The sequence below is a fragment of the Marinobacter sp. L-80 genome (assembly GCF_056859395.1).
On record NZ_JBSXOI010000067.1, the window covers coordinates 63,990 to 86,856 of the forward strand.

At 58.6% G+C, this 22,867-nt stretch carries 22 protein-coding genes; 13 read left to right on the top strand and 9 right to left on the bottom strand.

Going from position 1 to position 22,867, the window contains the following annotated elements; genetic code table 11:
* The first annotated feature begins 105 nt into the window (after nt 1-105).
* The 3 genes from AC13E3_RS11205 (at nt 106) to AC13E3_RS11215 (ending at nt 2,749) form a co-directional block, all read left to right on the top strand.
* On the top strand, nt 106-1,113 hold the full coding sequence (locus AC13E3_RS11205) for a methionine ABC transporter ATP-binding protein (RefSeq protein ID WP_104270440.1): 1,008 nt from the start codon (nt 106-108) through the stop codon (nt 1,111-1,113).
* Nucleotides 1,113-1,778, top strand: coding sequence for a methionine ABC transporter permease (locus tag AC13E3_RS11210; RefSeq protein WP_008176989.1), 666 nt, complete (start codon nt 1,113-1,115; stop codon nt 1,776-1,778). Before AC13E3_RS11205 ends, AC13E3_RS11210 begins: the two co-directional genes overlap by 1 nt.
* A gap of 188 nt (nt 1,779-1,966) precedes the next feature.
* A complete protein-coding gene (locus AC13E3_RS11215) occupies nt 1,967-2,749 on the top strand; it encodes a MetQ/NlpA family ABC transporter substrate-binding protein (RefSeq protein WP_405417900.1) in 783 nt (260 codons plus the stop codon).
* 78 nt (nt 2,750-2,827) lie between these two features.
* Here AC13E3_RS11215 and AC13E3_RS11220 read toward each other — a convergent pair whose 3' ends face one another.
* Together AC13E3_RS11220 and AC13E3_RS11225 are read right to left on the bottom strand one after the other, a co-directional pair.
* Nucleotides 2,828-3,481 carry a peroxiredoxin gene (locus AC13E3_RS11220; protein WP_062783364.1) on the bottom strand — a complete coding sequence of 218 codons (654 nt, stop codon included), beginning with the start codon at nt 3,479-3,481 and terminating at the stop codon, nt 2,828-2,830.
* Nucleotides 3,482-3,603: 122 nt separating this feature from the next.
* Nucleotides 3,604-4,965, bottom strand: coding sequence for an alanine/glycine:cation symporter family protein (locus tag AC13E3_RS11225; RefSeq protein ID WP_219122411.1), 1,362 nt, complete (start codon nt 4,963-4,965; stop codon nt 3,604-3,606).
* 182 nt (nt 4,966-5,147) lie between these two features.
* Here AC13E3_RS11225 and AC13E3_RS11230 point away from each other — a divergent pair, with 182 nt between their 5' ends.
* Together AC13E3_RS11230 and fghA are read left to right on the top strand one after the other, a co-directional pair.
* The gene (locus tag AC13E3_RS11230; RefSeq protein WP_041645917.1) at nt 5,148-5,579 is read left to right on the top strand and encodes a CBS domain-containing protein; all 432 of its coding nucleotides are present in this window, start codon (nt 5,148-5,150) and stop codon (nt 5,577-5,579) included.
* Nucleotides 5,580-5,608: 29 nt separating this feature from the next.
* Nucleotides 5,609-6,451 (top strand): S-formylglutathione hydrolase, encoded by an 843-nt coding sequence (gene fghA, locus AC13E3_RS11235; RefSeq protein ID WP_062783358.1) that lies wholly within the window; start codon nt 5,609-5,611, stop codon nt 6,449-6,451.
* 14 nt (nt 6,452-6,465) lie between these two features.
* Here fghA and AC13E3_RS11240 read toward each other — a convergent pair whose 3' ends face one another.
* Complete coding sequence (locus AC13E3_RS11240) at nt 6,466-7,590, bottom strand: HD-GYP domain-containing protein (RefSeq protein WP_273045697.1); 1,125 nt, start codon at nt 7,588-7,590, stop codon at nt 6,466-6,468.
* 14 nt (nt 7,591-7,604) lie between these two features.
* On the opposite strand from AC13E3_RS11240, the gene AC13E3_RS11245 reads away from it, so the two are divergent.
* Nucleotides 7,605-7,820 carry a hypothetical protein gene (locus AC13E3_RS11245; protein ID WP_482902052.1) on the top strand — a complete coding sequence of 72 codons (216 nt, stop codon included), beginning with the start codon at nt 7,605-7,607 and terminating at the stop codon, nt 7,818-7,820.
* A gap of 27 nt (nt 7,821-7,847) precedes the next feature.
* Nucleotides 7,848-8,885, top strand: a complete 1,038-nt coding sequence (locus AC13E3_RS11250; RefSeq protein WP_008177005.1) for a GGDEF domain-containing protein — start codon at nt 7,848-7,850, stop codon at nt 8,883-8,885.
* Here the strand turns inward: AC13E3_RS11250 and AC13E3_RS11255 are convergent.
* Complete coding sequence (locus tag AC13E3_RS11255; protein WP_405417905.1) at nt 8,849-10,270, bottom strand: MATE family efflux transporter; 1,422 nt, start codon at nt 10,268-10,270, stop codon at nt 8,849-8,851. The two genes, AC13E3_RS11250 and AC13E3_RS11255, sit on opposite strands and share 37 nt — an antisense overlap.
* Before the next feature lie 85 nt (nt 10,271-10,355).
* Between AC13E3_RS11255 and AC13E3_RS11260 the strand changes: the two genes are divergently transcribed.
* The 3 genes from AC13E3_RS11260 to AC13E3_RS11270 all read left to right on the top strand — a co-directional run bounded on the left by AC13E3_RS11260 (nt 10,356) and on the right by AC13E3_RS11270 (nt 14,519).
* Nucleotides 10,356-11,228 carry a carboxylate/amino acid/amine transporter gene (locus tag AC13E3_RS11260; RefSeq protein WP_041646450.1) on the top strand — a complete coding sequence of 291 codons (873 nt, stop codon included), beginning with the start codon at nt 10,356-10,358 and terminating at the stop codon, nt 11,226-11,228.
* 152 nt (nt 11,229-11,380) lie between these two features.
* Nucleotides 11,381-12,955 carry a methyl-accepting chemotaxis protein gene (locus AC13E3_RS11265; RefSeq protein WP_273069126.1) on the top strand — a complete coding sequence of 525 codons (1,575 nt, stop codon included), beginning with the start codon at nt 11,381-11,383 and terminating at the stop codon, nt 12,953-12,955.
* A gap of 166 nt (nt 12,956-13,121) precedes the next feature.
* On the top strand, nt 13,122-14,519 hold the full coding sequence (locus AC13E3_RS11270; RefSeq protein ID WP_273045704.1) for a sodium-dependent transporter: 1,398 nt from the start codon (nt 13,122-13,124) through the stop codon (nt 14,517-14,519).
* Between the two features lie 94 nt (nt 14,520-14,613).
* Here AC13E3_RS11270 and AC13E3_RS11275 read toward each other — a convergent pair whose 3' ends face one another.
* From AC13E3_RS11275 to AC13E3_RS11295, 5 genes are all read right to left on the bottom strand, one after another.
* On the bottom strand, nt 14,614-15,207 hold the full coding sequence (locus AC13E3_RS11275) for a hypothetical protein (RefSeq protein ID WP_273045706.1): 594 nt from the start codon (nt 15,205-15,207) through the stop codon (nt 14,614-14,616).
* Nucleotides 15,208-15,306: 99 nt separating this feature from the next.
* Complete coding sequence (locus AC13E3_RS11280; RefSeq protein ID WP_202346381.1) at nt 15,307-16,617, bottom strand: TRAP transporter large permease; 1,311 nt, start codon at nt 16,615-16,617, stop codon at nt 15,307-15,309.
* On the bottom strand, nt 16,614-17,162 hold the full coding sequence (locus tag AC13E3_RS11285) for a TRAP transporter small permease subunit (protein WP_053113628.1): 549 nt from the start codon (nt 17,160-17,162) through the stop codon (nt 16,614-16,616). The genes AC13E3_RS11280 and AC13E3_RS11285 overlap by 4 nt, the downstream gene beginning before the upstream one ends.
* 85 nt (nt 17,163-17,247) lie before the next feature.
* Nucleotides 17,248-18,294 carry a TRAP transporter substrate-binding protein DctP gene (dctP, locus tag AC13E3_RS11290; RefSeq protein WP_008177022.1) on the bottom strand — a complete coding sequence of 349 codons (1,047 nt, stop codon included), beginning with the start codon at nt 18,292-18,294 and terminating at the stop codon, nt 17,248-17,250.
* A gap of 241 nt (nt 18,295-18,535) precedes the next feature.
* Nucleotides 18,536-20,131 carry a class I adenylate-forming enzyme family protein gene (locus AC13E3_RS11295; protein ID WP_053113629.1) on the bottom strand — a complete coding sequence of 532 codons (1,596 nt, stop codon included), beginning with the start codon at nt 20,129-20,131 and terminating at the stop codon, nt 18,536-18,538.
* A 152-nt stretch (nt 20,132-20,283) separates the two neighbouring features.
* Between AC13E3_RS11295 and AC13E3_RS11300 the strand changes: the two genes are divergently transcribed.
* From AC13E3_RS11300 to AC13E3_RS11310, 3 genes are read left to right on the top strand one after another with little or no spacing between them, the layout of a single operon-like run.
* The gene (locus AC13E3_RS11300; RefSeq protein WP_405417910.1) at nt 20,284-21,078 is read left to right on the top strand and encodes an SDR family NAD(P)-dependent oxidoreductase; all 795 of its coding nucleotides are present in this window, start codon (nt 20,284-20,286) and stop codon (nt 21,076-21,078) included.
* A complete protein-coding gene (locus AC13E3_RS11305; protein ID WP_053113633.1) occupies nt 21,078-21,518 on the top strand; it encodes a PaaI family thioesterase in 441 nt (146 codons plus the stop codon). The genes AC13E3_RS11300 and AC13E3_RS11305 overlap by 1 nt, the downstream gene beginning before the upstream one ends.
* A 47-nt stretch (nt 21,519-21,565) precedes the next feature.
* On the top strand, nt 21,566-22,768 hold the full coding sequence (locus AC13E3_RS11310; RefSeq protein ID WP_053113634.1) for an acyl-CoA dehydrogenase family protein: 1,203 nt from the start codon (nt 21,566-21,568) through the stop codon (nt 22,766-22,768).
* Nucleotides 22,769-22,867: the final 99 nt, after the last annotated feature.

Here is a 22,867-nt window from a genome sequence, read left to right on the forward strand (position 1 = left end):
TGTAGGGACATCTACCCACACTGAGAATCATTCCGGAATTCGGGTTTGCCAACCGAATGGGCTATAATCGCCGGTTTTTAACGCTGCACCCACAAGGCGCTGACCGTGATTGTATTTGACCAGGTACAGAAGTCGTATCAGGTAGGCGGCCGGGCGATCCCCGCGCTTCATCCCACCGATATGACCATTGAAACCGGCGAGGTATTCGGCATCGTTGGCCATTCCGGCGCCGGTAAATCGACGCTGGTGCGTCTGATCAACCTGCTGGAACCACCCACCGGCGGTCGTATTCTGATCGACGACGAGAACATTACCGACTACGACGCTGCCGAACTCCGTGCCTTTCGCCGCAAGGTGGGAATGATCTTCCAGCACTTCAACCTGCTGTCGTCGAAAACCGTGGCGGACAATATTGCCTTCCCGATGAAGCTGGCGGGGATCTACTCGAAGGCCGAGATTCGGGATCGGGTTGAGGAACTGTTGGCCCGGGTCAGCCTCACCGACCACGCCAACAAATACCCATCGCAGCTCTCCGGCGGGCAGAAACAGCGAGTGGGCATTGCCCGCGCCCTGGCCTGCCGGCCCACGATCCTGCTTTGCGACGAAGCCACCAGCGCTCTTGACCCGCAAACGACCCAGTCGGTGCTGAAGCTGCTGGCCGACATCAACCGGGAACTGGGCCTGACCATCGTACTGATCACCCATGAAATGGACGTGGTGCGCCGGGTCTGCGATCGCGTGGCAGTGATGGACGCTGGTGAAGTGGTCGAAATGGGCCCGGTCAGCGAGGTGTTCCTGCACCCGAAGCACCCGACCACACGAGACTTTGTCTTCGAGAGCGAAAGCATTGACCGGGACGAACTCCAGGAGGACCTGAGCAAGGCCAGCGGCCGGATCCTCCGCCTGACCTTCAAGGGCGAATCCACCTATAAACCGCTGCTGGGCAGCGTTGCCCGGGAGTCCGGCGTGGATTTCAGCATTCTTTCCGGCCGAATCGACCACATCAAGGACACACCATACGGCCAGCTGACCCTGTCACTGGTGGGCGGTGATCTCGAGGTGGCCATGCAGGCGCTCAAGGCTGCCGACGTTCACGTGGAGGTGCTGCGCTGATGGAAGACCTGTTAAGCAATGTAGACTGGACCGAAATTGGCTGGGCCAGCTGGGATACCCTGGTGATGGTGGGTATGTCCCTGCTGTTCAGCGTCCTGATCGGCCTACCCATCGGCGTTCTTCTGTTCCTGTTCGGCAAACGCCAGCTGCTGGAACAGCCGGTGGCCTATGCGGTGCTGTCGTTCGTGGTGAACGTGCTCCGTTCGGTGCCATTCATCATCCTGCTGATCGTAATGATCCCCTTCACCGTAATGCTGATCGGCACGTCGCTGGGCGTCGCCGGAGCGATTCCGCCGCTGGTGGCGGGCGGTGCGCCGTTCTTCGCACGGTTGGTGGAAACCTCCCTGCGAGAAGTGGATCGCGGCATCATCGAGGCCACCCAGGCCATGGGCGCCAGCGTTAAACAGATCATCTTCGGTGCTCTGTTACCGGAAGCGCTGCCAGGCATCATTGCCGGTATCACCGTTACTGCGATCACTCTGGTTTCCTACGCGGCCATGTCCGGCGTTATTGGTGGCGGTGGCTTGGGCGACCTCGCCATCCGCTTCGGCTATCAACGATTCCAGACCGACGTAATGGTCATTACAGTCGCGCTACTGGTTATTTTCGTACAGGTGCTGCAGATGGTCGGCGACCGTCTGGTTCTGTACTTCAGCAGAAAGTAGAAAAGCTGGATATAGGCCGTTGGGCGGTCGGAGTACCCTTCCGAAAACGTGGAGCGCCAGGGATGGCGCGACCGAGCCCTACACGGACGTATTCACGGGCGTTTTTCGGAAGGGTACTCCGACCGACCGCCGGCCGTACTCCGAACCCGAACTCATTTGTTCAAGATGCTCAACAGGAGAATCGATCTATGAATCTGAAGAAAACACTCGCAGCACTAGCTGCCGCAGCCACGTTCTCCGGCGCCGTTGCTGCCGAAGAACTCTCCGTAGCTGCCACCCCGGTTCCCCATGCCGAAATCCTGGAATTCGTGAAGCCTCAGATGGCCGAGCAGGGCGTGGAACTGGACGTGAAGGTATTCACCGATTACATCCAGCCGAATATCCAGGTGGACCAGAAGCGGATGGACGCCAACTTCTTCCAGCACCAGCCGTACCTGGATGAATTCAACGAAGGCCGTGGTACCAATCTGGTAACCGTGACCGGCGTTCACGTTGAGCCGTTTGGCGCCTACTCCAGCAAGATTGATTCGCTGGACGAGCTCAAAGAAGGTGCGGTGGTTGCCATTCCGAACGACCCGACCAACGGTGGCCGTGCGCTGCTGCTCCTGCAGAAGGCCGGCGTGATCACCCTGAAAGACGAGAGCAAGATCACTGCAACACCCCGTGATATCGCCGATAACCCGAAAGATCTCGACTTCAAGGAACTGGAAGCTGCCACCCTGCCCCGTATCCTGAACCAGGTCGACCTTGCGCTAATCAATACCAACTATGCGCTGGAAGCCGGCCTGAACCCGTCTGAAGATGCATTGGTAATTGAGGGCTCCGAGTCACCTTATGTGAACATCCTGGTGGCCCGTCCGGACAACAAGGACAGCGAGGCTATGCAGAAACTGGCTGCGGCTCTGAAGTCTGATGCGGTTCGCGACTTCATCATGGAAAAGTATGAGGGTGCGGTGGTTCCGGCATTCTGATTGCCTGATCCACGACCATGAAAAAGGCCGGACAGCGAATGCTGCCCGGCCTTTTTTATAGGCTTAAGAGGCTAGTGATCAGTCACCGCTCCAGTTGGCTTTCGGGTCTGGTGTCATCCGCAGGTAGGATTTGACAGCCTTGTAGCCTTTCGGGAAGCGTTGCTTGATTTCTTCCTCGTCCTGAAGGGACGGAACGATAACCACATCGCCACCACGCTCCCAGTTGCCCGGGGTCGCGACCTTGTGTTCGTCGGTCAGCTGCAGCGAATCGATCACCCGCAGAACTTCGTTGAAGTTACGACCGGTGCTGGCCGGGTAGGTAATCATCAAGCGAACCTTCTTGTTCGGGTCGATCACGAACAGCGAGCGCACGGTGAGGCTGCTGTCGGCATTCGGGTGAATCATGTCGTACAGCTGGGACACCTTGCGATCATGGTCTGCAATGATCGGGAAGTTTACCGCGCAGCCCTGGGTTTCATTGATGTCCTTGATCCACTCGTGGTGGGAATCGACCGGATCAACGCTCAGTGCGATGGCCTTGACGCCGCGCTTGGCGAACTCGTCCTTCAGTTTGGCGGTCAGGCCCAGCTCGGTGGTGCAGACCGGGGTGAAATCCGCCGGGTGCGAGAACAGCACGCCCCAGCTGTCGCCCAGCCAGTCGTAAAACGAAATCTTCCCTTCACTGGAGTCCTGTTCAAAATCAGGGGCGGTATCTCCGAGACGTAAAGTCATGTGTACTCTCCTTTGATCATGTTAGTGACAATTTCGTTTGTTATTCCGGCCCTGAAACGGCCGGGTTATGTTCTGAGTGTATACGACAAACCTTGGTGCCAGATGAGGCAATTACAAGGGGCTCAGACCCCCAGCGCTTTCTCCTTCTCAAAATGCTCACGGGTGAGCTTGAACACAATCGGGCTCAGCATCAGCAGGGCAATCAGGTTCGGCAATGCCATCATGGCATTCAGGGTGTCTGCCACCAGCCAGACAAAGCCCAGATTCAGGGTGGCACCCACCGGGATAGCCAGAATCCATGCAATACGGTACGGCACGATGGCCTTTACGCCGAACAGGAACTCGATGCAGCGCTCACCATAGAATGACCAGCCCAGAATGGTTGTGAACGCAAAAACCGCGAGGGCAATGGCTACAAGATAGTTGCCAACGCCGGGCAGCGCCTCCTGGAATGCCATGGAGGTCAGTGCCGCCCCGGATTCCCCGGAGGTCCAGGTGCCGGAGGTGATAATCACCAGTCCGGTAATCGTGCAGATGATAATGGTATCGATGAAGGTGCCGAGCATGGCTACCATGCCCTGATTGATCGGGTTTCGGGTTTGTGCGGCGGCATGGGCAATGGGCGCGGAGCCCAGGCCGGCTTCATTGGAGAAGATGCCACGGGCCACCCCGAAGCGGATGGCTGCCCAGACTGCCGCACCGGCAAACCCACCCTCGGCGGCGATGGGGCTGAAGGCATGTTTGATCACCAGGGCAAAAGCGGCAGGAATATCGGCGGCGTTGATAGCCAAAACCACAAGCCCGGCGAGCAGATAGGAAACTGCCATCAACGGCACCAGGGCGCTGGCGACATGGCCGATCCTGCGGATACCGCCGATCAGGACCATACCCACCAGAGCCATAAGAACGAGGCCGGTCACCCAGTGCGGCAGCCCAAAGTTGGTCTCCATGACATCGGCAACCGAATTTGCCTGCACAGTATTGCCGATGCCGAAACCGGCGATGGCGGCAAAGACGGCAAACAGGACGCCAAGCCAGGCCCACTTGCGACCCAGGCCGTTGCGGATGTAATACATCGGGCCGCCCACGTGGGCACCGCGTTCGTCGACTTCGCGGAAACGCACCGCCAGGACCGCCTCGGAGTACTTGGTGGCCATGCCCACAAGGGCCGTAAGCCACATCCAGAAAAGCGCGCCGGGGCCCCCAAGGAACACGGCTGTGGCAACCCCGGCAATGTTGCCTGTGCCAACGGTGGCTGAGAGCGCTGTCATCAACGCCTGGAACGGCGGGATTTCACCCTCGGATTCAGATCCCGCGGCGGAGCGGCCTTTCCACATCAGCCGGAAGCCGGCGCCCAGCTTCAGAACCGGCATCATCTTGAGACCGAGGCTGAGGAAAACCCCGACACCCAGTATCAGAACCAGCATGGGTGGGCCCCAGACCAGCCCGTTTATCTGCCCTACGAATTCAGAAATAGCTTCCATGGGATCTCCCTCTGTCTGCCATGGATTGGTTTGGATTTTTGACCCGGATTGGGTATAACCGGCTGAGTTTAGTCAGAAATTTTCCCATGTAAACCGATGGCCCGGTAAAAGTGGTGGATTCAGGGGTGATTGCCTATGCTCATTACAATGGCGACCATCCACCGAGGAGAGAGATTCTGCCCATGCGTTCACTCAAAGTTTCAGATGTCATGTGGAACCACATCGAGCCGGTCCGTTGCGGCACGCAGCTCACCAAAGTGGTGAAGACGCTGCTCCACAACCACGTGACTGGTCTGCCGGTCGTTGATGACCAGCGCCATGTGATCGGTTTTATCTCCGAGCAGGATTGCATCCATGCTCTGCTGGTCAGCGGCTATCATCGGGAGGGCGACCCGCTCGTTGACGATGTCATGTTCCGGAAACCGGTCACGATTTCGGCAGAGATGTCGGTGGTCGATCTCGCCCAGAACCTCGGTGCGGGCAAGCCAAAGGTGTACCCTGTTGTGGATCACGGCAAACTGATCGGTATTGTCACGCGTACTGCTATCCTGGCCGAGCTGGCACGAACGGGCTTTGGTCTGGAACCGCCGAAGCACGCCAGTGCCGAATACTGAAACACACTTTTCCCAAAATTGAGGACACTATGGAACTCCTATCCACGAACGTCAGTTTCGAAGGCGAGCACCGCCGCTACCGGCATACCTCCGCTACCCTCGAATGCGACATGGAATTTGCGGTGTATCTGCCGCCCGTGGCTGTGGGCTCCAACCCGAAGAAGGTGCCAGTCCTCTACTGGCTGTCGGGGCTGACCTGCACCGACCAGAATTTCATGCAGAAAGCCGGCGCCCAGAAACGGGCCGCTCAGTTGGGTATGGCCATCGTCTGTCCTGACACCAGCCCCCGTGGAGTGAACCTGCCGGGCGAGGATGACAGTTATGACTTTGGCTCCGGCGCCGGCTTCTACATCAACGCCACCGAGCAACCCTGGGCACCCCATTACCGGATGTACGACTATGTGGTGAAGGAATTGCCGCAGTTGATCGAGAATGAATTGCCGGTAACAGACAAGCGCTCAGTCAGCGGCCACTCCATGGGCGGCCACGGCGCTCTGATCTGCGCACTGAAAAATCCGGGCCGCTACGCCTCGGTGTCGGCGTTTGCGCCCATCGCCAACCCAACCGAGTGTCCCTGGGGTCAGAAAGCCTTCAAGGGCTATCTTGGAGACGATCCGCGAAGTTGGGAAGAATGGGATGCCACGTTGCTCATTCCCACCGCTCGGGAGCGGTTGCCGCTACTTGTGGACCAGGGTACTGCGGACGAGTTTCTGGACAGCCAGCTGAACCCGGATGCGTTGGCGGACGCCTGTGAGAAGTTCCACCATCACATCAACCTGCGCATGCACCGAGGTTATGATCACAGCTATTTCTTCATTGCCTCATTCATTGATGATCACCTTGATCATCATGCAAAAGCACTGGGTTTATAGCGTGGTGACGATGGTCAGGAGCGGAAGCCCCAGACCAAGCTGAAGTCCATGGAAGGCATGACTTCCGGCTCTTCCAGGGACTGGATGCCGAAGTCCGGCTCGCTGGTGTCCCGCTCGAAGGTGCCAGTGTAACGGTTGCCCCGGGAGCCGAAGATGGCCTTGACGAAAGGTCCCCGGGCTCTGACTGGCCGGCGCGTGACCACGCCCACTTCGTTGTTTTCCAGACGAACCAGAATGCCGGGCGGATACTCCCCGAGAATCTGCAGCAGGGCCTTGGGGATGGCCGGTCGGAACTTGCCGTCGGCCAGGTTGGCAATCAGCTTCCGGGCGTCGGCCACGTTCATGCGCTGCCGGTAGGCACGTTTGGTGATCATGGCCACATACCGCTCTGCCAGCGCCAGGATTTCCGCTTCCGGCCGTATTTCGGTGCCACTCAGACCTTTCGGGTAGCCGCTTCCGTCGGCTTGCTCATGGTGTTGCGCAATGATGGTCAACAGGAGCTTGTTATCAATGCCCGCGGCCTGCAGGGCCTGGATGCTGCGTTCGGGGTGTTTGCGAATGACGCCGCGCTGTTCATCGTTCAGCACTGTATTGGAGGCATTCAGCTTGTCGGCGATGGGCACGAGCCCGAGGTTGGCAGTGAGGGCGGCAGCAGTCAGTACTGCAACTCTTTTCTCCTCCAGGCCAAATTGCCGGCCAATAAACTGGCAAAGAATGGCGTAAAACAGGATCTGTTCGTGAATGACCGGGCCAATTGAGTAGAGGTGAACCAGTGCCAGGGTTGCATCGGGTGATTCCGTGCAGGTGCGCTCGATCATCCGGGCCAGGCCGAGGAGCCGTTTTTGGGCCGAAGGATCAGAATCGGTAATGGCTTTCAGGGTTGCTTCAAGGGAGTGGAGCAGGTCCGGGTAATCGGCAAACGGGTTCCTGTCCCGGTTATCCTCGAACACTTCTTCCTGAGGGCGTTCGATCTTGCGAGGTTTGAATCGGCCGCGCTCGAACAATTGCTCCAGCTGGGAATCTGTCTGAATCACATAGCCCTGGCGCAGAAGGATATTACCGTCTGCATCGTAGACGTCCCAGGGCAGGGGCCGGCCGATGGTCAGCGCCCCGGGCGCAATTCGGACAAGTTCGGTCAAATCAGGTGTCTCTGGTGCAGGTTAATTGTGTCGCCAGTGTAACCCCGAATGCGGCTGGGGCTCCACTGGCGCGGGCTGGCTCTGGCCAGGAAGCAGTGCGGTTTTACCTGATTTTACCGCTGCCCCTGTTTCGGGAGGAAGAAAAAATGAGCAAGCGTTCACACTTTGTCTTTTTTGATAGAGAATATGTAAAGAATCGTTGTCCTTTAACGATCATTCAAATTGGTTGAGCTATTCTGGGATTCTGGATAGTACTTTTGTCGGACGAAAACGCTAAATGCTCCATCGCCTCAAGACCGATTTCCGATTTCCGATTATCGATCATCACCCTGCTGGGGGTGAGCGCGTTTCTGGGGATTACTCCATTTGCCGTGATGCGCTACCTGCAGGGCAATCTGCTGGCCGGACTGGTGGATACAACGATTCTTCTCGGTATCTGCTCTGCGCTGGTCTATGCATGGGTAACCGGGGACACGCGACGAAGTGGCGTGGTTGTCGCCAGTGTTGCTTGTGGCGGCGCGGTCGTCGTGGGCATTGTGGTAGGCGAGCCGGGACTGTTCTGGTTATACCCGTGTCTTGTCACTACCTTCTTTCTCGTTAATCCCAGGATTGCGGTAGCCCTGAACATTGCCTCGGTCATTGCCCTGATGGTTCATGGTGGGGCTTTCCGCTCTGATGTCCAGATGTGGTCGTTTGCTTCAACGGCCTTTGTGGTCAGTGCCTGCGCCTATGTCTTTGCCCACAGGAACCATGATCAGCGGGAGCGTCTGGAGCATCTGGCAACGATCGATCCGCTGACCGGCATCAAGAACCGGCGCTCAATGGATCAGGAGCTGGATCTGGCGGCAGCGAATGCCGAGCGTACCGGTTTGCCCTATGCCTTGGTCATGCTGGATATCGATCATTTCAAGAAGATCAACGATGAGCATGGCCATGGCGTGGGCGATGGTGTCTTGACCGATCTGGTGGCGCTGCTGAAACAGAACACCCGCAAGTCAGACCAGCTGTTCCGGTACGGTGGCGAAGAATTCGTACTGCTCCTGCCGGGTGTCGATGGCATTGGCCTCAAGGCAGTGATGAACAACCTGCAACAGGTGCTGCGCAAATACATGAAGCACCCCGGCGGTTCGGTGACGGCGTCGTTCGGCGTGGCACTGCTCGAGCATGGCGAAAGCGTTGATAGCTGGCTTGCCCGGGCGGATGCGGCACTCTATGAGGCCAAGGAAGCTGGCCGGGATCGTGTTGTATTTGCCGATGCTCAGCGCACGCCGGAGCTTGCAGCCGAAACGGCCTGATCGCTATTGGGAGCAAACAGAAAGAGTCTGCACCCCAGCAGAATGCTGGCAGATGCCAGGCCCCCCGTGAGGCCTACCCAGAAGCCGGCAGCCCCCATGGCCGGCACCAACAAGTCCATGAACGTCAGCACATACCCCAGTGGCATGCCGACGCCCCAGAATGAAAACAGCATGATGAACATGGGAATGCGGGTGTCCTTGTAACCCCGCAAGGCACTGATGCAGGTTACCTGGATAACATCGGCAATCTGGAACAGGGCCGCGAACATCAGAAGCTTCACGGTGACCGCCTGTACCTCGGTATCACTGGTATAGAGTGCTGCGATCTCCCGGGAGAATACGAACAGCAGTATTGCAAAAACCAGCGCTGTAGCAGCCGCCAGAATCAGTGAACTTCGGGAGATGAGTCTTGCGGTGGCGGGTGCCCGGGCACCGATAAGGAAGCTGACCCGGAGAGTCAGCGCCATACCGATGCTCAACGGCAGCATGAACAGTAGAGATACCACGTTCAGGGCAATCTGGTGCCCGGCCACCACCACCGGGCCAAGGGGTGCCAGAAACAGAGCAATGACCGAGAACAGGCTGGCCTCGACAAAGATGGTGAAGCCGATGGGCACGCCGATGCCGAGGATGTAGCGCATGCCTGCCAGGTCCGGCTTCACCCAATCGGCAATCAGGTGAAACTGACGGTAAACCCGGCTTCGGTTCAGATACACGAGCAGTGCCGCTGCCGCGACACCGTTGGAAATGGATGTGGCCCAGCCACAACCGACACCGCCCATCGCAGGTAGCCCCAACTTGCCGTAGATGAAGATGTAGTTCATCGGCAGATTGATCAGTGTGCTGAGTACAGAGAATGCCATGATCACGCGGGTGTGCCCGAGGCCATCGGTCAGGCCCCGTAGTGCCGTCATTAACAGCAGCGCCGGGATGCCCCAGGCGAAGGCATTGAGGTAGCCCTGGGTGATGCGTGCGGTATTGGCTTCCAGGTTCAGAAGTGCCAGCACCGGGTGCACGTGAGTCAGCAGCAGGATCATGATCACGGATCCGGCGGCGGCCAGGTAAAGCCCCTGCCAGGTTGCAGGCATGATTTTCCCCACCTCCCGGGCACCGTTGTAGCCGGAAATAATTGGCTGCAGTGCCCCCAGCATGCCTATGAAAAACAGGAACAGGGGCATCCACAGGCTGCTACCAATACCCACTGCCGCAAGATCCTCGGCACTCGCGTGGCCGGCCATGATGGTATCGATCACGCCGTTGGCCATCTGGGCCAGTTGGGCGATCAGGATTGGCCCGCCCAGAATGGCGAGGGTTCGCCACTCTGTCAGTGTTCTGGTGACCAGCGGCTGGCGGGGTTCCGGTAATGGCTGGTGGATCTCATCCATGGGGTTTTATCCCGTGTTTCTGCACTGCAAGTTTCTCCGAAAACCGTTAAAGTACGCGCCTTGATCACAACAGATGGCAGTGGCGATGGGACTTCTGGTTTTTGTTACCGTTCTGTGGGCGTTTTCATTCAGTCTGATCGGCGAATTTCTGGCCGGCCAGGTGGACAGCGATTTTGCCGTGCTCAGCCGTGTGCTGCTCGGTGCTCTGGTCTTTCTGCCGTTCACCCGTTGGCGGGGCGTGGCTTCCGGACAGAAGCTGGGTATTCTGGTTACCGGCATGCTGCAGTTCGGGATTACCTACCTCTGTCTGTACCGGTCCTTTAGCTACCTGACAGTCCCGGAAGTCCTGCTGTTCACGATTTTCACTCCGCTGTATGTGACCCTGCTGGATGACGCCCTGTTTCGCCGGTTTTCACCGGTGGCGCTCCTGGCTGCAGCCATCGCAACTGTCGGGGCGGGTATCATACGCTACGACGGGCTCAGTGAGGACTTCATTACCGGCTTCCTTTTGCTGCAGGTGGCGAATTTTACCTTTGCAGCCGGCCAGGTAGGTTACAAGCACGTGATGCAACACTACCAGAGTGATCTGCCGGGCTACCGAACCTTCGGCTATTTCTTCTTTGGCGCCCTGATTATTGCGTTGCCGTCCTTCCTGATATTCGGCAATGCCGAGAAGCTGCCGACCACACCGGTACAGTGGGGCATCCTGGCATGGCTGGGGCTTGCTGCCTCCGGCCTGGGTCTGTTCCTGTGGAATCGCGGTGCCTGTGTGGTTGACGCCGGCACCCTGGCTATCATGAACAATGCGTTGGTGCCTGCAGGCCTGATCGTCAACCTGCTGATCTGGAATCGCGACGCCGATTTGCTGAGGCTGGCGATTGGCGGTGGCGTGATTGCCTTCTCCCTCTGGGTAAACGCCCGCTTCCATCCCCGGGCCCGGCTGGCGGTTACGACATAAGTACCTGCACGCACTAAGGTTCCGCTCACCTCTGCCGTTACACTCCACATACGCAAGGTAACCTTTGATGAATATCAATGATATTCATCGGGGCTTACCCTTGTTTGCCCATATTTATCCCCGTGGTCAGCCCCGAGTCAGAAGGTCCGTTTATGCGCAAGAATCTCCCGGTAACCCAGCGTGAAGTAAAAATGCGGAAAGGCGGTCGGTTGATTACCACCACGGACCTGAAAGGGGTGATCACCTACTGCAACGAAGAGTTTGTGGAAATCAGCGGTTTCTCCCGGGAAGAACTGGTTGGCCAGGCTCACAACATCATCCGCCATCCGGACATGCCCCAGGCCGTATTCAAGGATATGTGGGATTACCTGAAGGCCGGCAAGGCCTGGATGGGTGTGGTGAAGAACCGGGCGAAGAGCGGCGACCATTACTGGGTCAGTGCGTACGTTACGCCGATCCGTGAGAACGGCCAGATGGTTGGCTTCGAGTCGGTTCGGGTCGAGCCGACCCGCGAGCAGATCGCCAGGGCCGAGCGGCTGTATTCCAAGATCTCTGCCGGGAAGATGACCTCATCCTTCAGCAATCGTGCCTTGTCGATGCTCCGTTCCGGCTGGCCATTCCTGGTGTCGCTGGTACTCAGCCTTGGTGCCCTCAAGATCAACCAACCTTGGTTGGCAGCAGGCCTGATTGTTGTGGGTCACGCCCTGGGGTTTGGCCTCGTGTTCAACTCCCTGGCCGCTCGCTTGCGCAAGCTGCTGGACCTTCGCCCAGATGCCTTCCGGGATCCCATTGTTGCCCGTACCTACAGCGACGAACGCGGACTGTTCTCGCAGCTGTCGCTGTTGCTGGTCAGTGAAGAGGCCCGTGTTCGGACGGCCCTGGCGCGGATTGATGACCAGGCAGAACTGCTCTATGAGCAGGCGCGGGCCTCCCACGGCTATATCAGCGATGGCGCGGCGGCAATCGCCCGGCAGCGGGCGGAAACCGATCAGACTGCCTCGGCCATCAATGAAATGACCGCCTCAATCCAGGAAGTGGCCGAGTCGGTGACCAGTAACGCCCGTGAAGCCGAGGAGGCCAATCGTCTTGCGGGTGTGGGCAGCGACCGGAGCGCCGAAGCGCTGGTTGCGATTGAAGAGCTGGTAACCCGCGTAAATGGTATTGGTTCGACGATCAGCAAGCTGGGTGAGTCCACCAACAGCATCGGTGAAGCCGCCAACCTGATTTCCGATATTGCCGAGCAAACCAACCTTCTGGCATTGAACGCGGCTATCGAAGCGGCGCGTGCCGGTGAGCAGGGCCGGGGTTTTGCAGTGGTAGCGGATGAGGTGCGCTCACTGGCCCGCCGGACTCGGGAATCCACCGTGCGGATCCAGAACGTGATCGATGATTTCCGTCAGCAGGTGGACTCGGCGGTCCAGGCAACCCGGGACGGTGAGGCTGTTGCCGGTCAGGGCCTTGAAAAGGTGCGGGAGGCCGAGAACTCGCTGCGCGATATCGTGACCTCGATCCAGACCATTTCCGACAGCTTTATCAGTATGTCTGCGGCCTTTGAGGAGCAGAGCCAGGTGTCCGACGAGATCAATCGCCAGATTACCAATATTGCCGAGCTGGCCGATCATAGTGATGCCCAGGCCGACTCCGCCAAGCAGAGCAGTGACCGGCTCAGCGCCATGTCCCGTGGCCTGAAAGACCTGATAGCCAGGTTTATCAGCAAAAACGGCTAGTTAGCTTTAGCTTCCTTTTCCTCCCGCCGGACCAATCCGGACCGGGAGTGCGCCAGCACTGGCATCGACGCGCCAGTGCTGGCAGAATCCCGCCCCAATTGCCCCGGCAACGCCGTGGCTATCCCTTTTTGAAGACATTCCTCAGCCAAAAGCACAGGAACACAACATGACTCAGTCCAACTCGGTTTCGGGCAACGGTTCAGGGGCCGCCCGTGGTCTCTGGTCTTCCCGGTTGGCGTTTATTCTGGCGGCAACCGGTTCGGCCGTCGGTCTCGGTAATATCTGGAAGTTCCCCTACGTTACCGGCGAAAACGGTGGTGGCGCCTTCGTGCTGGTTTATCTGCTGTGTATCGCAGTGATCGGTATCCCCATCATGATGGCGGAAGTGTTTATCGGCCGGAATGGCCGACATAACCCCATCACCAGCATGCGGCTGGTGGCAGAGCGCAACCTCAGCGCGCCGGGCTGGCGGATCTCGGCCATCATCGGGATGATCGCGGCCTTTGTGATCCTCTCTTTCTACTCGGTGATCGGCGGCTGGGCAGCGTCCTATGTGGGACATGCCGCCATGGGCGACTTTACCGGTGGCACCGCAGACTCCATCGGTGAGTTGTTCGGCGGCCTGCTGGCCAGCCCCGGGCAGCTGCTGCTCTGGCACACGATCTTCATGGCGCTGGTTATTCTGGTGGTGTCTCAGGGACTGAAAGGAGGCCTGGAACGGGCCGTTACCATCCTGATGCCGGCCCTGTTTCTGTTGCTGCTGGTGGCGGTAGGTTATGCCACCACGACAGGCCATTTTGGTGAGGCCGTCAGCTTCCTGTTTATGCCGGATTTTGGTGCCCTGACCATCAACGGGGTTCTGATCGCCCTTGGCCACGCCTTCTTTACCCTGAGCCTCGGTATGGCCATCATGATGGCCTACGGTTCCTATCTGGGTCGGGATGTGTCCATTGGTCGCACCGCTGTCAGCGTGGCCATCATGGATACCGTCGTCGCACTCCTGGCCGGTCTGGCCATTTTCCCGGTGGTGTTTGCCAACGGTCTGGAAGCCGGTGCCGGTCCCGGACTGATTTTCCAGACCCTGCCGCTGGCCTTTGGCAATATGCCCATGGGCGGCCTGTTTGGCACCCTGTTCTTTATCCTGCTGTTGTTCGCCGCCTGGACCTCCGGTATTTCCCTGCTGGAGCCGGTAGTTGAGTGGGTTGAGGAAAAAACCAGCCTGGCCCGTACAGGCAGTTCCATCCTTGTCGGTGTGCTCTGCTGGGCGCTGGGCATTGCTTCGATTCTGTCGCTGAATGTCTGGGCCGACGTCGCGCCGCTCGCCATGTTTGAGCGCTTCGAAGGCAAGACCATCTTCGACCTGCTGGACTTCTTCACAGCCAACGTGCTGCTGCCGCTCTCCGGTTTGCTGACGGCGGTATTTGTCGGCTGGTTCGTGGCCAAAGAGTCGCTGAAATCCGATCTGGCCCTTCAGGGAGGAGCCTTTACCCTCTGGTACAACCTGATCCGGTTCGTGACTCCCATCGCAGTTGCCATCGTCTTTTTCTACAACCTGATGTCCTGAGCAAAGGTATCCACATCACGGTTGAATGAAACGTGGCAATGAAAAAGCCCGGCAAGTGATCTTGCCGGGCTTTCTGTTTTCCGGTGGCTGCTTCCTACTCCTCGCCTAGCTGTCTCAGCGCCTCTACGTGGGGACGCACCGCCTCGATATCTGCCGCCGGAGCGTTGCTCGCGCTTTGCATGGCGCCCATCGCACCCTCCATCATGGCCCGCATCTGGGCTTTCTGTTCGGCCGTCATGTGAGGGCTGTTTTCCATCTCGGCGAGCGCGGCTTCCATCTCCTGCCTGGCGGCCGGCTTCTGCTCTGCCATTTCGATGGCCATCCAGGCCTGGAAAACCCGGTCTCCGGTGGCACCCCAGGATTCAAGGTTGTCGAAGCCGTGATCCTGCACCACGTCTTCGAGGCGGCCATAGGCTTCATGGCCTTTCATCTGCTCCAGGGATCCCGACACGATCCGGGAGAAATCCGGCATGGCGCTCTCGTTCTGGCTATCCATCTGACGCTCCAGCTCCTCGAATTCCGGTGCCAGTGTTTGTGCCGCCTGAACGCTTTCGATAAACGAGGCGACTCTCTGGTCGGACAGGGTGTCGGCCTGGCTTTGGGCAGGGAGTAGAGTAAGCAGGAAGAAAAATACTGTGAGGATGACGCTGTTCAATGCCAGCATCGGCTCTCGTTGCGGGTTATCCATGTCTGTTCTCCTTGTGTGGGCTTCCGGTTCCTTTGTCCGGAAGTCCCACGAGATTAGCGCTTACCCGCTTTGGCTGGCAACTTTGCGTTCAGGCCAGGTTCAGAAAAACAGATCCGGCAGCCATGTGGCAATTTCCGGGAAGATCATGATCAGGATGATGCCGATGATCTCCACAATCACGAAGGGAATGATCGACTTGTAGATATCCTTCATGGTGATCGACGGCGGCACGATGCCCTTCAGGTAGAACAGGTTGAAGCCGAAGGGTGGCGTCATGTAGCCGATTTCCATGTTGATCACGAACAGGATGCCGAACCAGATCGGATCGAAGCCCAGGGATTCCACGATCGGCATGAACACCGGCAGGGTGATCAGCATGATACCCACCGGATCCAGCACCATCGCCAGCAGGAACACGATTACCATCATGGCGATGATGATGCCCCAGGGCCCACCGGGCACCATGTTCATCAGGCCCTCGATCAGCTCCTGTGCGCCCATGCTTTGGTACGCAGCGCTGAAGGCATGGGCCGCAAACAGGATCCACATGATCATGCCGGTGAGCTTGAAGGTGCGGATCGCAGCTTCCTTCAGAATGCTCCACTTGAACTGCCGATACACGGCGGCGGAAATCAGGGCGCCGAGAACACCCATGGCAGCGGCTTCAGTCGGGGTGGTAATACCGCCGATGATGGAGCCCAGTACCATGACCACCACTCCAATCGGCAGGAGCACGGCTCGCAGAGCCCGGAATTTCTCCGGCCAGGTGCCTCGTTCTTCTCTTGGCAGCGCCGGTGCCAGCTCCGGTTGCAGGTGGCAGCGCACCAGGATGTAGATGGCCGTCAGTACCATCAGCAGGATGCCGGGCATGATGCCCGCGGCGAACATCTGGCCGACAGACACGCCGGTGATCAGGGCGTAGAGGATCATCAGGATGCTGGGCGGAATCAGGATGCCCCAGCCACCGCCGGTATTGATTACGCCCAGGGCCATGCTCTTGTCGTAGCCACGCTCGAGCATGGATGGCAGGGCTATGGTTCCCATGGCAACCACTGCAGCGCCACTGATGCCGACCATGGCGGCAAATACCGCACAGATGCCAAGGGTGCCGAGGGCAAGGCCGCCTCTCAGGCCGCCGCACCACAGGTGCATCATCCGGTACAGATCCCGGGCCACACCGGTGCGCTCCAGAATCATGGCCATGAATACGAACAGAGGGATGGCGACCAGGGTAAAGCTTTCCATGGTGCCCCAGATCTGGGAGGCCACCATGTAGAAGGAATCAAATCCCCAGGTGAAATACAGGAACACCACCGAGACGCCACCGAGAACAAACGCCAGCGGCAGGCCCAGCAGCAGGAAAAACAGCAGCGAACCGAAGAACAGGAGAGTCAGGGCTTCAATGCTCACAGCTGATCTCCTTCAGATTCGGACTCTTGAGGTGTGTAGTAATCCAGGTTGAAGGCCACGGCGATGTCTTCGAGCAGTTTGACCAACCCTTGCAGAACCAGCAGCGCGGTGCCGATGGGAATGGCCAGCTTCACTGGCCAGATAGGCGGATTCCAGGCCGAGTAGGAAGTTTCCCAACTGGACATGGATTCCTGGGCCATGTCGATCCCGAACCACAGCAGGGCGAGCGTGAAAATGAAAAAGACCACGGAGGTAACAATGTCCAGAGCCGCGCGTTTCCGTGGCTTCAGATGCGAATGCAACAGGTCCACGTTGACGTGGCCGCGATGGGCCATGATGTAGCCACCGGACATTATTGCGTAGATGCCGAAAAGCATCTGGGTCAGTTCGTTGGTCCAGACCGTGGGAGAATTGAGCAGATAGCGGAACCCCACTTCAAGAAGCAGGAACACGAACATTGCGAAAATCAGGAGGGCAACCCACCGGCCGATGAAATCGTTGAGACGGGTAACCCCTCTCATGAATGCGGCAATCATCACACTCATGGCATTCTCCCATGGGATGCTGGTTTGGTTCGGGGAAAGAAAGGCCGGAGTCGAAGACCCCGGCCCCGGTCAGAGCAATGGCTGATCAGAGATAGCCGAGGTCGGCCAGGTAACCTTTCAGCATGTCGAGCGCCTTCTTGGCATTCTCACTGCGCTTGCCTTCCTCATCCCACATGGCCTGGGCGGTGGCGACCAGCTTGTTCTGGACTTCATCCGGGAGGACATTCACTTGCACGCCCTGTTCCTCGATGGCCTTGGCCAGGGTGATACGCTCCTTGTACTGGTACTCGTTGGTGCGGATCCAGAACTGCTCGTTGAGGGCATCCTTGACGATCTTCTGCATGTCTTCCGGCAGCTTGTTCAGAGCCTTCTGGCTGACGATGATGACATCAGTGCCGGCAATGTTCAGGGCAGGCTGCACATGGTACTTGGCCACTTCATACAGGCCCATGCTGTAGGCACCCTGGGCCGCTCCCCAGTGGGCACCGTCCACGATGCCGGAATCCAGGGCTGAGTAGAGTTCACTGCCCGGAATATAAGAGGCGGCGGCCCCGGCTTCGGTCAGGAAGGTTTGCAGGGCGCCGGAGGAGCGAATCTTCAGGCTGTTGAAGTCCTCCACGCTTTCAACCGGCTCCTTGACCACCATTTCAGTCGGGTAGACTTTGTCTGTGGCCCAGTAAACGTCATGCTCTGCCGCTTCGTCCCGGAGCATCTGTTCGAACCCCAGGTTCTGGTGGAAGTAGGCGGCCTCCCAGACGTTGCGGAAGGCAAACGGCAGGCCAGAGGCAATGCCGGCGAGGGAGATCTTGTCCTGGGCATATGACGGGGAAATAGTGCCCATTTCCAGGATGCCACGGCTTACCGCGTTGAAAGTGTCCGTGGCCTTGAACAGCGAGCCAGCCTCGTAAAGCTGCAGCTTCAGACGGCCATCAGTGCGCTCTTCCAGAACCCGTTTGATCCGGCCAAGGCTGTCTGTGTATGAGCTGCTGGAACCGGGCCAGTGGGACTGGACTTTCCAGGTTACGGTGTCCTGCGCGGCGGCCGGTGTGGCAGCCAGGGCGGCTGACAGACCAAGGGTCAGTGCCGAGGCAAAGACGGTCAGTTTTTTTCGAGCGTTATTAACTAGAGTCATGGTAGGCCTCTTTCGTTGTTGTACTTGTGCATTGAATGACTGTTTAGTTATACCAATGGATCTTTCTTTGTTTCACTGTGCAGAATTGGCGACTGCATGGTGAATCGTAGTTTTCTGAATCTAACACATGTCTTGTTTTTTGCAATAGGCGGTTGATCGGTCATTGATTACAGAATTCATAAAAGGATAGTTCATCGATTGAACGTCAGCAGTACCGACGGCCGATCTGTCTCGCGCCGCCTCAGGTTCCGGGCCAGTAAGGCGCGCGAAGTTCCCGTTTGAGCACCTTGCCAATGGCAGAGCGGGGCAACGTGGCACGGAATTCAATGGCCGCCAGACGCTGGGATTTTCCCAGCTGTGTGTTGGCCCACTCCAGTATCCCGTTTTCGGTTTCATTACGATCGGGCTGGAGAACCACCAGGCCCAGGGGCGTTTCCCCCCAGTGTTCGCTGGGAATACCGATGATCGTGGCGTCGGCTACCGCCGGGTGCGACAGCAGTACTTTTTCCAGATCCACTGGATAGATGTTAAAGCCGCCGGAAATGATCATATCCTTCCGTCGATCAAGGATGTAGATGAAGCCGTCCTCGTCGATTCGTCCCATGTCACCACTGCGGTAATACACCTTACCCTCCGGGCTCGTCCAGAGCATCTCCCGGGTCAGCTCCGGGCGATTCACATAGCCGCGCATCATGGAAATGGCGCGGCCCACGATCTCGCCATTGGAGCCCCGGGGCAGCTCACGGTCATCCTCGCCGATCACCCGCACCTCAGCGCCCTGGGTGGGTACACCAACCGAGTCCCATTTGTCCGGGTGGGCAGCGCAGTCGAGACTGGTGGATATACCGCCTTCGGTAAGGCCATAGACCTCCCGGAGGTTGCCGGGCCAGCGTGCCATGGCATCGGCAATCACCGCCGACCGCAACGGGGCACTGGTGCAGAGCTTCAGCTTGAAGCTGGAGAGGTCAAACCGGTCAAAATCCGGCTGCGCCAGGATCCGCTGGTATTGCACCGGTACCAGCATGGCGTGCGTAACACGGTGGGTTTCGGCCAGTTGCAGGAACCTGTGGGCATCGAATTTCGCCATCAGCACCAGGGTGCCGCCGTGGTAGAGCGTGGGTAACACTGAAACCAGGGTGGTGTTGGAATAAAGTGGCGTTGATACAAGGTTGATAGCCTCGCCGTCCAACCCATAGCGGCTCATCCTGACCATCTGACGCTGGCGGAAGCGATAATCGTGCAGGATCCCCTTGGGCGTGCCTGTGGTGCCGGAGCTGTAAATGATATTGAACGGATCGTCGAGGGTGACCGGCTCGGGCCGGGCGGTGGCCGTAGTCTGCGCCAGCCAGTCAACCAGGGAGTAACCGGCTCCGTCCAGGGGGCCGGCCAGGCTGATGATGCGCTCGCCGGGTACCTTGGTCAGCTGTGCTCGCAGGCGGCCAAACAGCTCCCGCTGTTGGCCGGAAACGAACAGAAAGCGTGCCTGGCAATCCGCCACCATCAGTGCAAGTGCTTCGCTACTGGCCATGCCAGACAGCGGCACCATACAGCCCCCGGCCACCAGGGTGCCAAGGTACAGGGCGACATCGTCCCGGCTGTTTCCTGACAAGGCAGCCACAGACTCGCCCGGCCGCAGACCGGCCTCGCGTAACCGGTTGGCAATACGGTTTACCTGGTCGACAAGGCTTCGCCAGTCCAGGGTGCCCTGTTCGTCAATCAGGGCCGGGTGGCTGCGACGGGTCTGGGCGTGTTGCTGGATACGATTTCCGATTGCGTCCATGGACTCACTGGGATCGATTGGCGCATAGACCGGCATGTCTCGCTTGCCGCTTTCCATTTTTTGCCCCTCAAACGTTATTGTGTTTTATCTAGTGAAATTAACTTCCGATTATATTGACTCAAAACCAACAGGCGTGACAAATTAACTGGATGGAAAGACCCCAGCACCATCAACCAACAACAATGAGACAGACCGGGGAGCATCGGCATATGGGACGGTTTGATCAACGGGTAGCCATTGTCACCGGTGCCGGCAGCGGCATTGGTCGGGCGACGGCTCTGCGACTCGCTCGGGAGGGTGCGTCAGTGATCCTGGCGGATACCTCTGAGGCCGGTCTGGTGGAAACTGAAAACCAGTTGCCAGAGCGAGCCCGGCGCCTTCGACGGCTGGTGGATGTGGCCAACGAAGCCCAGGTGGATGCGTTGGTCAACGAGGCTATCGCCAGCTTCGGTCAGATCGACGTGCTGTGCAATATCGCCGGCATTGCCAGTACCGGTCAGGGCCACCCGCCGGTGACCGACAACGACCGTGCCGAGTGGGACCAGGTGCTATCGGTGAACCTGACAGGCACCATGCTTCTGATCAAGCACGTGGCGCCCCATATGCAGGCCCGCAAGCTCGGCGCTATCGTCAACACTGCGTCGGTGGCAGGTATCCGGTCCGGCGCGGGCGGCAACGCCTACAGTGCCTCCAAAGCCGGCGTCATCAATCTGACTATGACCGCCGCCTGTGACCTGGGCGGCGACAACGTACGGGTAAATGCAGTGTGCCCCGGTCTGGTGGAAACCGGCATGACCCGGGCGGTGTTCGACTACGCCCGGGCCAATGAAAAGGCCCATAAGCTCGGCGCCCGCTGTGAGCTGCGCCGGTATGGCAATCCGGAAGAAATCGCCGCGGCAATCCTGTTTCTGGCCAGCGACGATGCCAGCTACATCACCGGCCAGTCCTTGCCCGTGGACGGCGGCAATACCGCATCCCTTAACCTGCCAGGAATGAAAGTGTAATGAATGATCAAGAGCCCCTGTTTACCGACGGTAAGGACCTGCCCGGTTTTCACAGCCTGCTGGGTTATCGTCAGGTCTCCTGGGAGGAAGACGAGGCGGTGCTTGAGCTGGAACTGCAGCCACGGCACCTGAACCTGGGAGGGGTGATCCACGGGGGTGTGCTTACCTCGTTGCTGGATATTGTGCTGGCCCAGGCAGGCACCTATTGCCCCTACCCGGGGCGGATGCGTAAGGCCATCACCCTGTCCCTGACCACCACCTTCACCGGGCAGTGCTCCGGCGGAACGATCAGGATCACCGGACGTAAGCGCGCCGGGGGCACCCGGATTTTCAACAGTACGGGTGAGGTTCATGACGACAAGGGCAACCTGCTGGCCATCGCCGAAGGTACATTCCGGATCCGGTCCGGCAGCGACAAACCAGAGGGCGTTCCGATCTGACGGAACGGTTACCGACTTAATGCCAACAACACCAAGAGGAAGCGGACATGTTTGAACTGTCTGACAAAGCGAAACAGCTGCAGAATCAGCTGAATGAGTTCATGGATGCCTATATCTACCCGAACGAGCACAAGCATCATGAGCAGATCGAGCAGGCAGAAGACCGCTGGGCGCCGGTTCCGATTATTGAGGAACTGAAACAGAAGGCCAAATCCGCCGGCCTGTGGAACCTGTTCCTGCCGGAAAGCGAATTCGGCGCCGGGCTGACCAACTACGAATACGCCCACCTGTGTGAAGTGATGGGTCGCTCGGCCATGGCTCCTGAGGTGTTCAACTGTTCCGCTCCTGATACAGGCAACATGGAAACCATCGCCCGCTATGGCAATAAAGAGCAGCAGGAGCAATGGCTGAAGCCTCTGCTGGATGGCGAGATCCGTTCCTGTTTCTCAATGACCGAGCCGGATGTGGCGTCGTCAGATGCCACCAACATCGCCTGTGAAATCCGCCGCGAGGGTGACGAGTACGTAATCAACGGCAAAAAGTGGTGGTCCTCCGGTGCCATGACCACCACTTCGAAGATCGCCATCGTGATGGGCAAGACCGACCCTCAGGCCGAGAAGCACAAGCAACAGTCGATGATTCTGGTGCCGCTGGATGCGCCAGGCGTGAAAATGATTCGCCCCCTGACGGTGTTCGGCTATGACCATGCGCCCCATGGCCATGCGGAGATTCACTACGAAAACGTGCGGGTGCCGGTGAGCAATATCCTGCTGGGCGAGGGCCGGGGGTTCGAGATTGCCCAGGGCCGCCTCGGGCCTGGCCGTATCCATCACTGCATGCGCACCATCGGCGTCGCCGAGCGGGCTCTGGAGCTGATGTGCAAGCGTGCCAATGCCCGGGAGGCCTTCGGCAAGCCGCTGTCCAGTTTTGATTCCATCCGCAAGGACATTGCACGCAGTCGCATCGAGATCGAGCAGGCAAGGCTGATGACCCTGAAGGCGGCGCATATGATGGACACCGTCGGCAACAAGGTGGCCCGTCAGGAAATCGCGATGATCAAGGTGATTGCACCGAGCATGGCGCTGAAGGTGCTGGACCGGGCAATTCAGGTGCACGGCGGAGCCGGTGTTTCCCAGGACACCTTCCTGGCCGAAGCCTGGGCCAAGGTACGGACTCTGCGGTTGGCAGACGGGCCCGATGAGGTTCATCTGGATTCTGTGGCCAAGATTGAGCTTCGCCAATACCGCTAAAACGATAACCTCTGAATCAGGGGGAGAGCGGTTGGGCTGATGTCCTTCCGGGACACGCCGTGAATACGTTCATGTAGGCTTGAGCAAAACATCCCTGTT

Coding starts and splice junctions, on each gene's coding strand:
- AC13E3_RS11255 (WP_405417905.1), bottom strand. CDS start 10,270: ATGGATGAGATCCACCAGCCATTACCGGAACCCCGCCAGCCGCTGGTC.
- AC13E3_RS11270 (WP_273045704.1), top strand. CDS start 13,122: ATGACTCAGTCCAACTCGGTTTCGGGCAACGGTTCAGGGGCCGCCCGT.
- dctP (WP_008177022.1), bottom strand. CDS start 18,294: ATGACTCTAGTTAATAACGCTCGAAAAAAACTGACCGTCTTTGCCTCG.
- fghA (WP_062783358.1), top strand. CDS start 5,609: ATGGAACTCCTATCCACGAACGTCAGTTTCGAAGGCGAGCACCGCCGC.
- AC13E3_RS11260 (WP_041646450.1), top strand. CDS start 10,356: ATGGGACTTCTGGTTTTTGTTACCGTTCTGTGGGCGTTTTCATTCAGT.
- AC13E3_RS11285 (WP_053113628.1), bottom strand. CDS start 17,162: ATGAGTGTGATGATTGCCGCATTCATGAGAGGGGTTACCCGTCTCAAC.
- AC13E3_RS11295 (WP_053113629.1), bottom strand. CDS start 20,131: ATGGAAAGCGGCAAGCGAGACATGCCGGTCTATGCGCCAATCGATCCC.
- AC13E3_RS11230 (WP_041645917.1), top strand. CDS start 5,148: ATGCGTTCACTCAAAGTTTCAGATGTCATGTGGAACCACATCGAGCCG.
- AC13E3_RS11225 (WP_219122411.1), bottom strand. CDS start 4,965: ATGGAAGCTATTTCTGAATTCGTAGGGCAGATAAACGGGCTGGTCTGG.
- AC13E3_RS11265 (WP_273069126.1), top strand. CDS start 11,381: ATGCGCAAGAATCTCCCGGTAACCCAGCGTGAAGTAAAAATGCGGAAA.
- AC13E3_RS11215 (WP_405417900.1), top strand. CDS start 1,967: ATGAATCTGAAGAAAACACTCGCAGCACTAGCTGCCGCAGCCACGTTC.
- AC13E3_RS11275 (WP_273045706.1), bottom strand. CDS start 15,207: ATGGATAACCCGCAACGAGAGCCGATGCTGGCATTGAACAGCGTCATC.
- AC13E3_RS11300 (WP_405417910.1), top strand. CDS start 20,284: ATGGGACGGTTTGATCAACGGGTAGCCATTGTCACCGGTGCCGGCAGC.
- AC13E3_RS11310 (WP_053113634.1), top strand. CDS start 21,566: ATGTTTGAACTGTCTGACAAAGCGAAACAGCTGCAGAATCAGCTGAAT.
- AC13E3_RS11305 (WP_053113633.1), top strand. CDS start 21,078: ATGAATGATCAAGAGCCCCTGTTTACCGACGGTAAGGACCTGCCCGGT.
- AC13E3_RS11210 (WP_008176989.1), top strand. CDS start 1,113: ATGGAAGACCTGTTAAGCAATGTAGACTGGACCGAAATTGGCTGGGCC.
- AC13E3_RS11220 (WP_062783364.1), bottom strand. CDS start 3,481: ATGACTTTACGTCTCGGAGATACCGCCCCTGATTTTGAACAGGACTCC.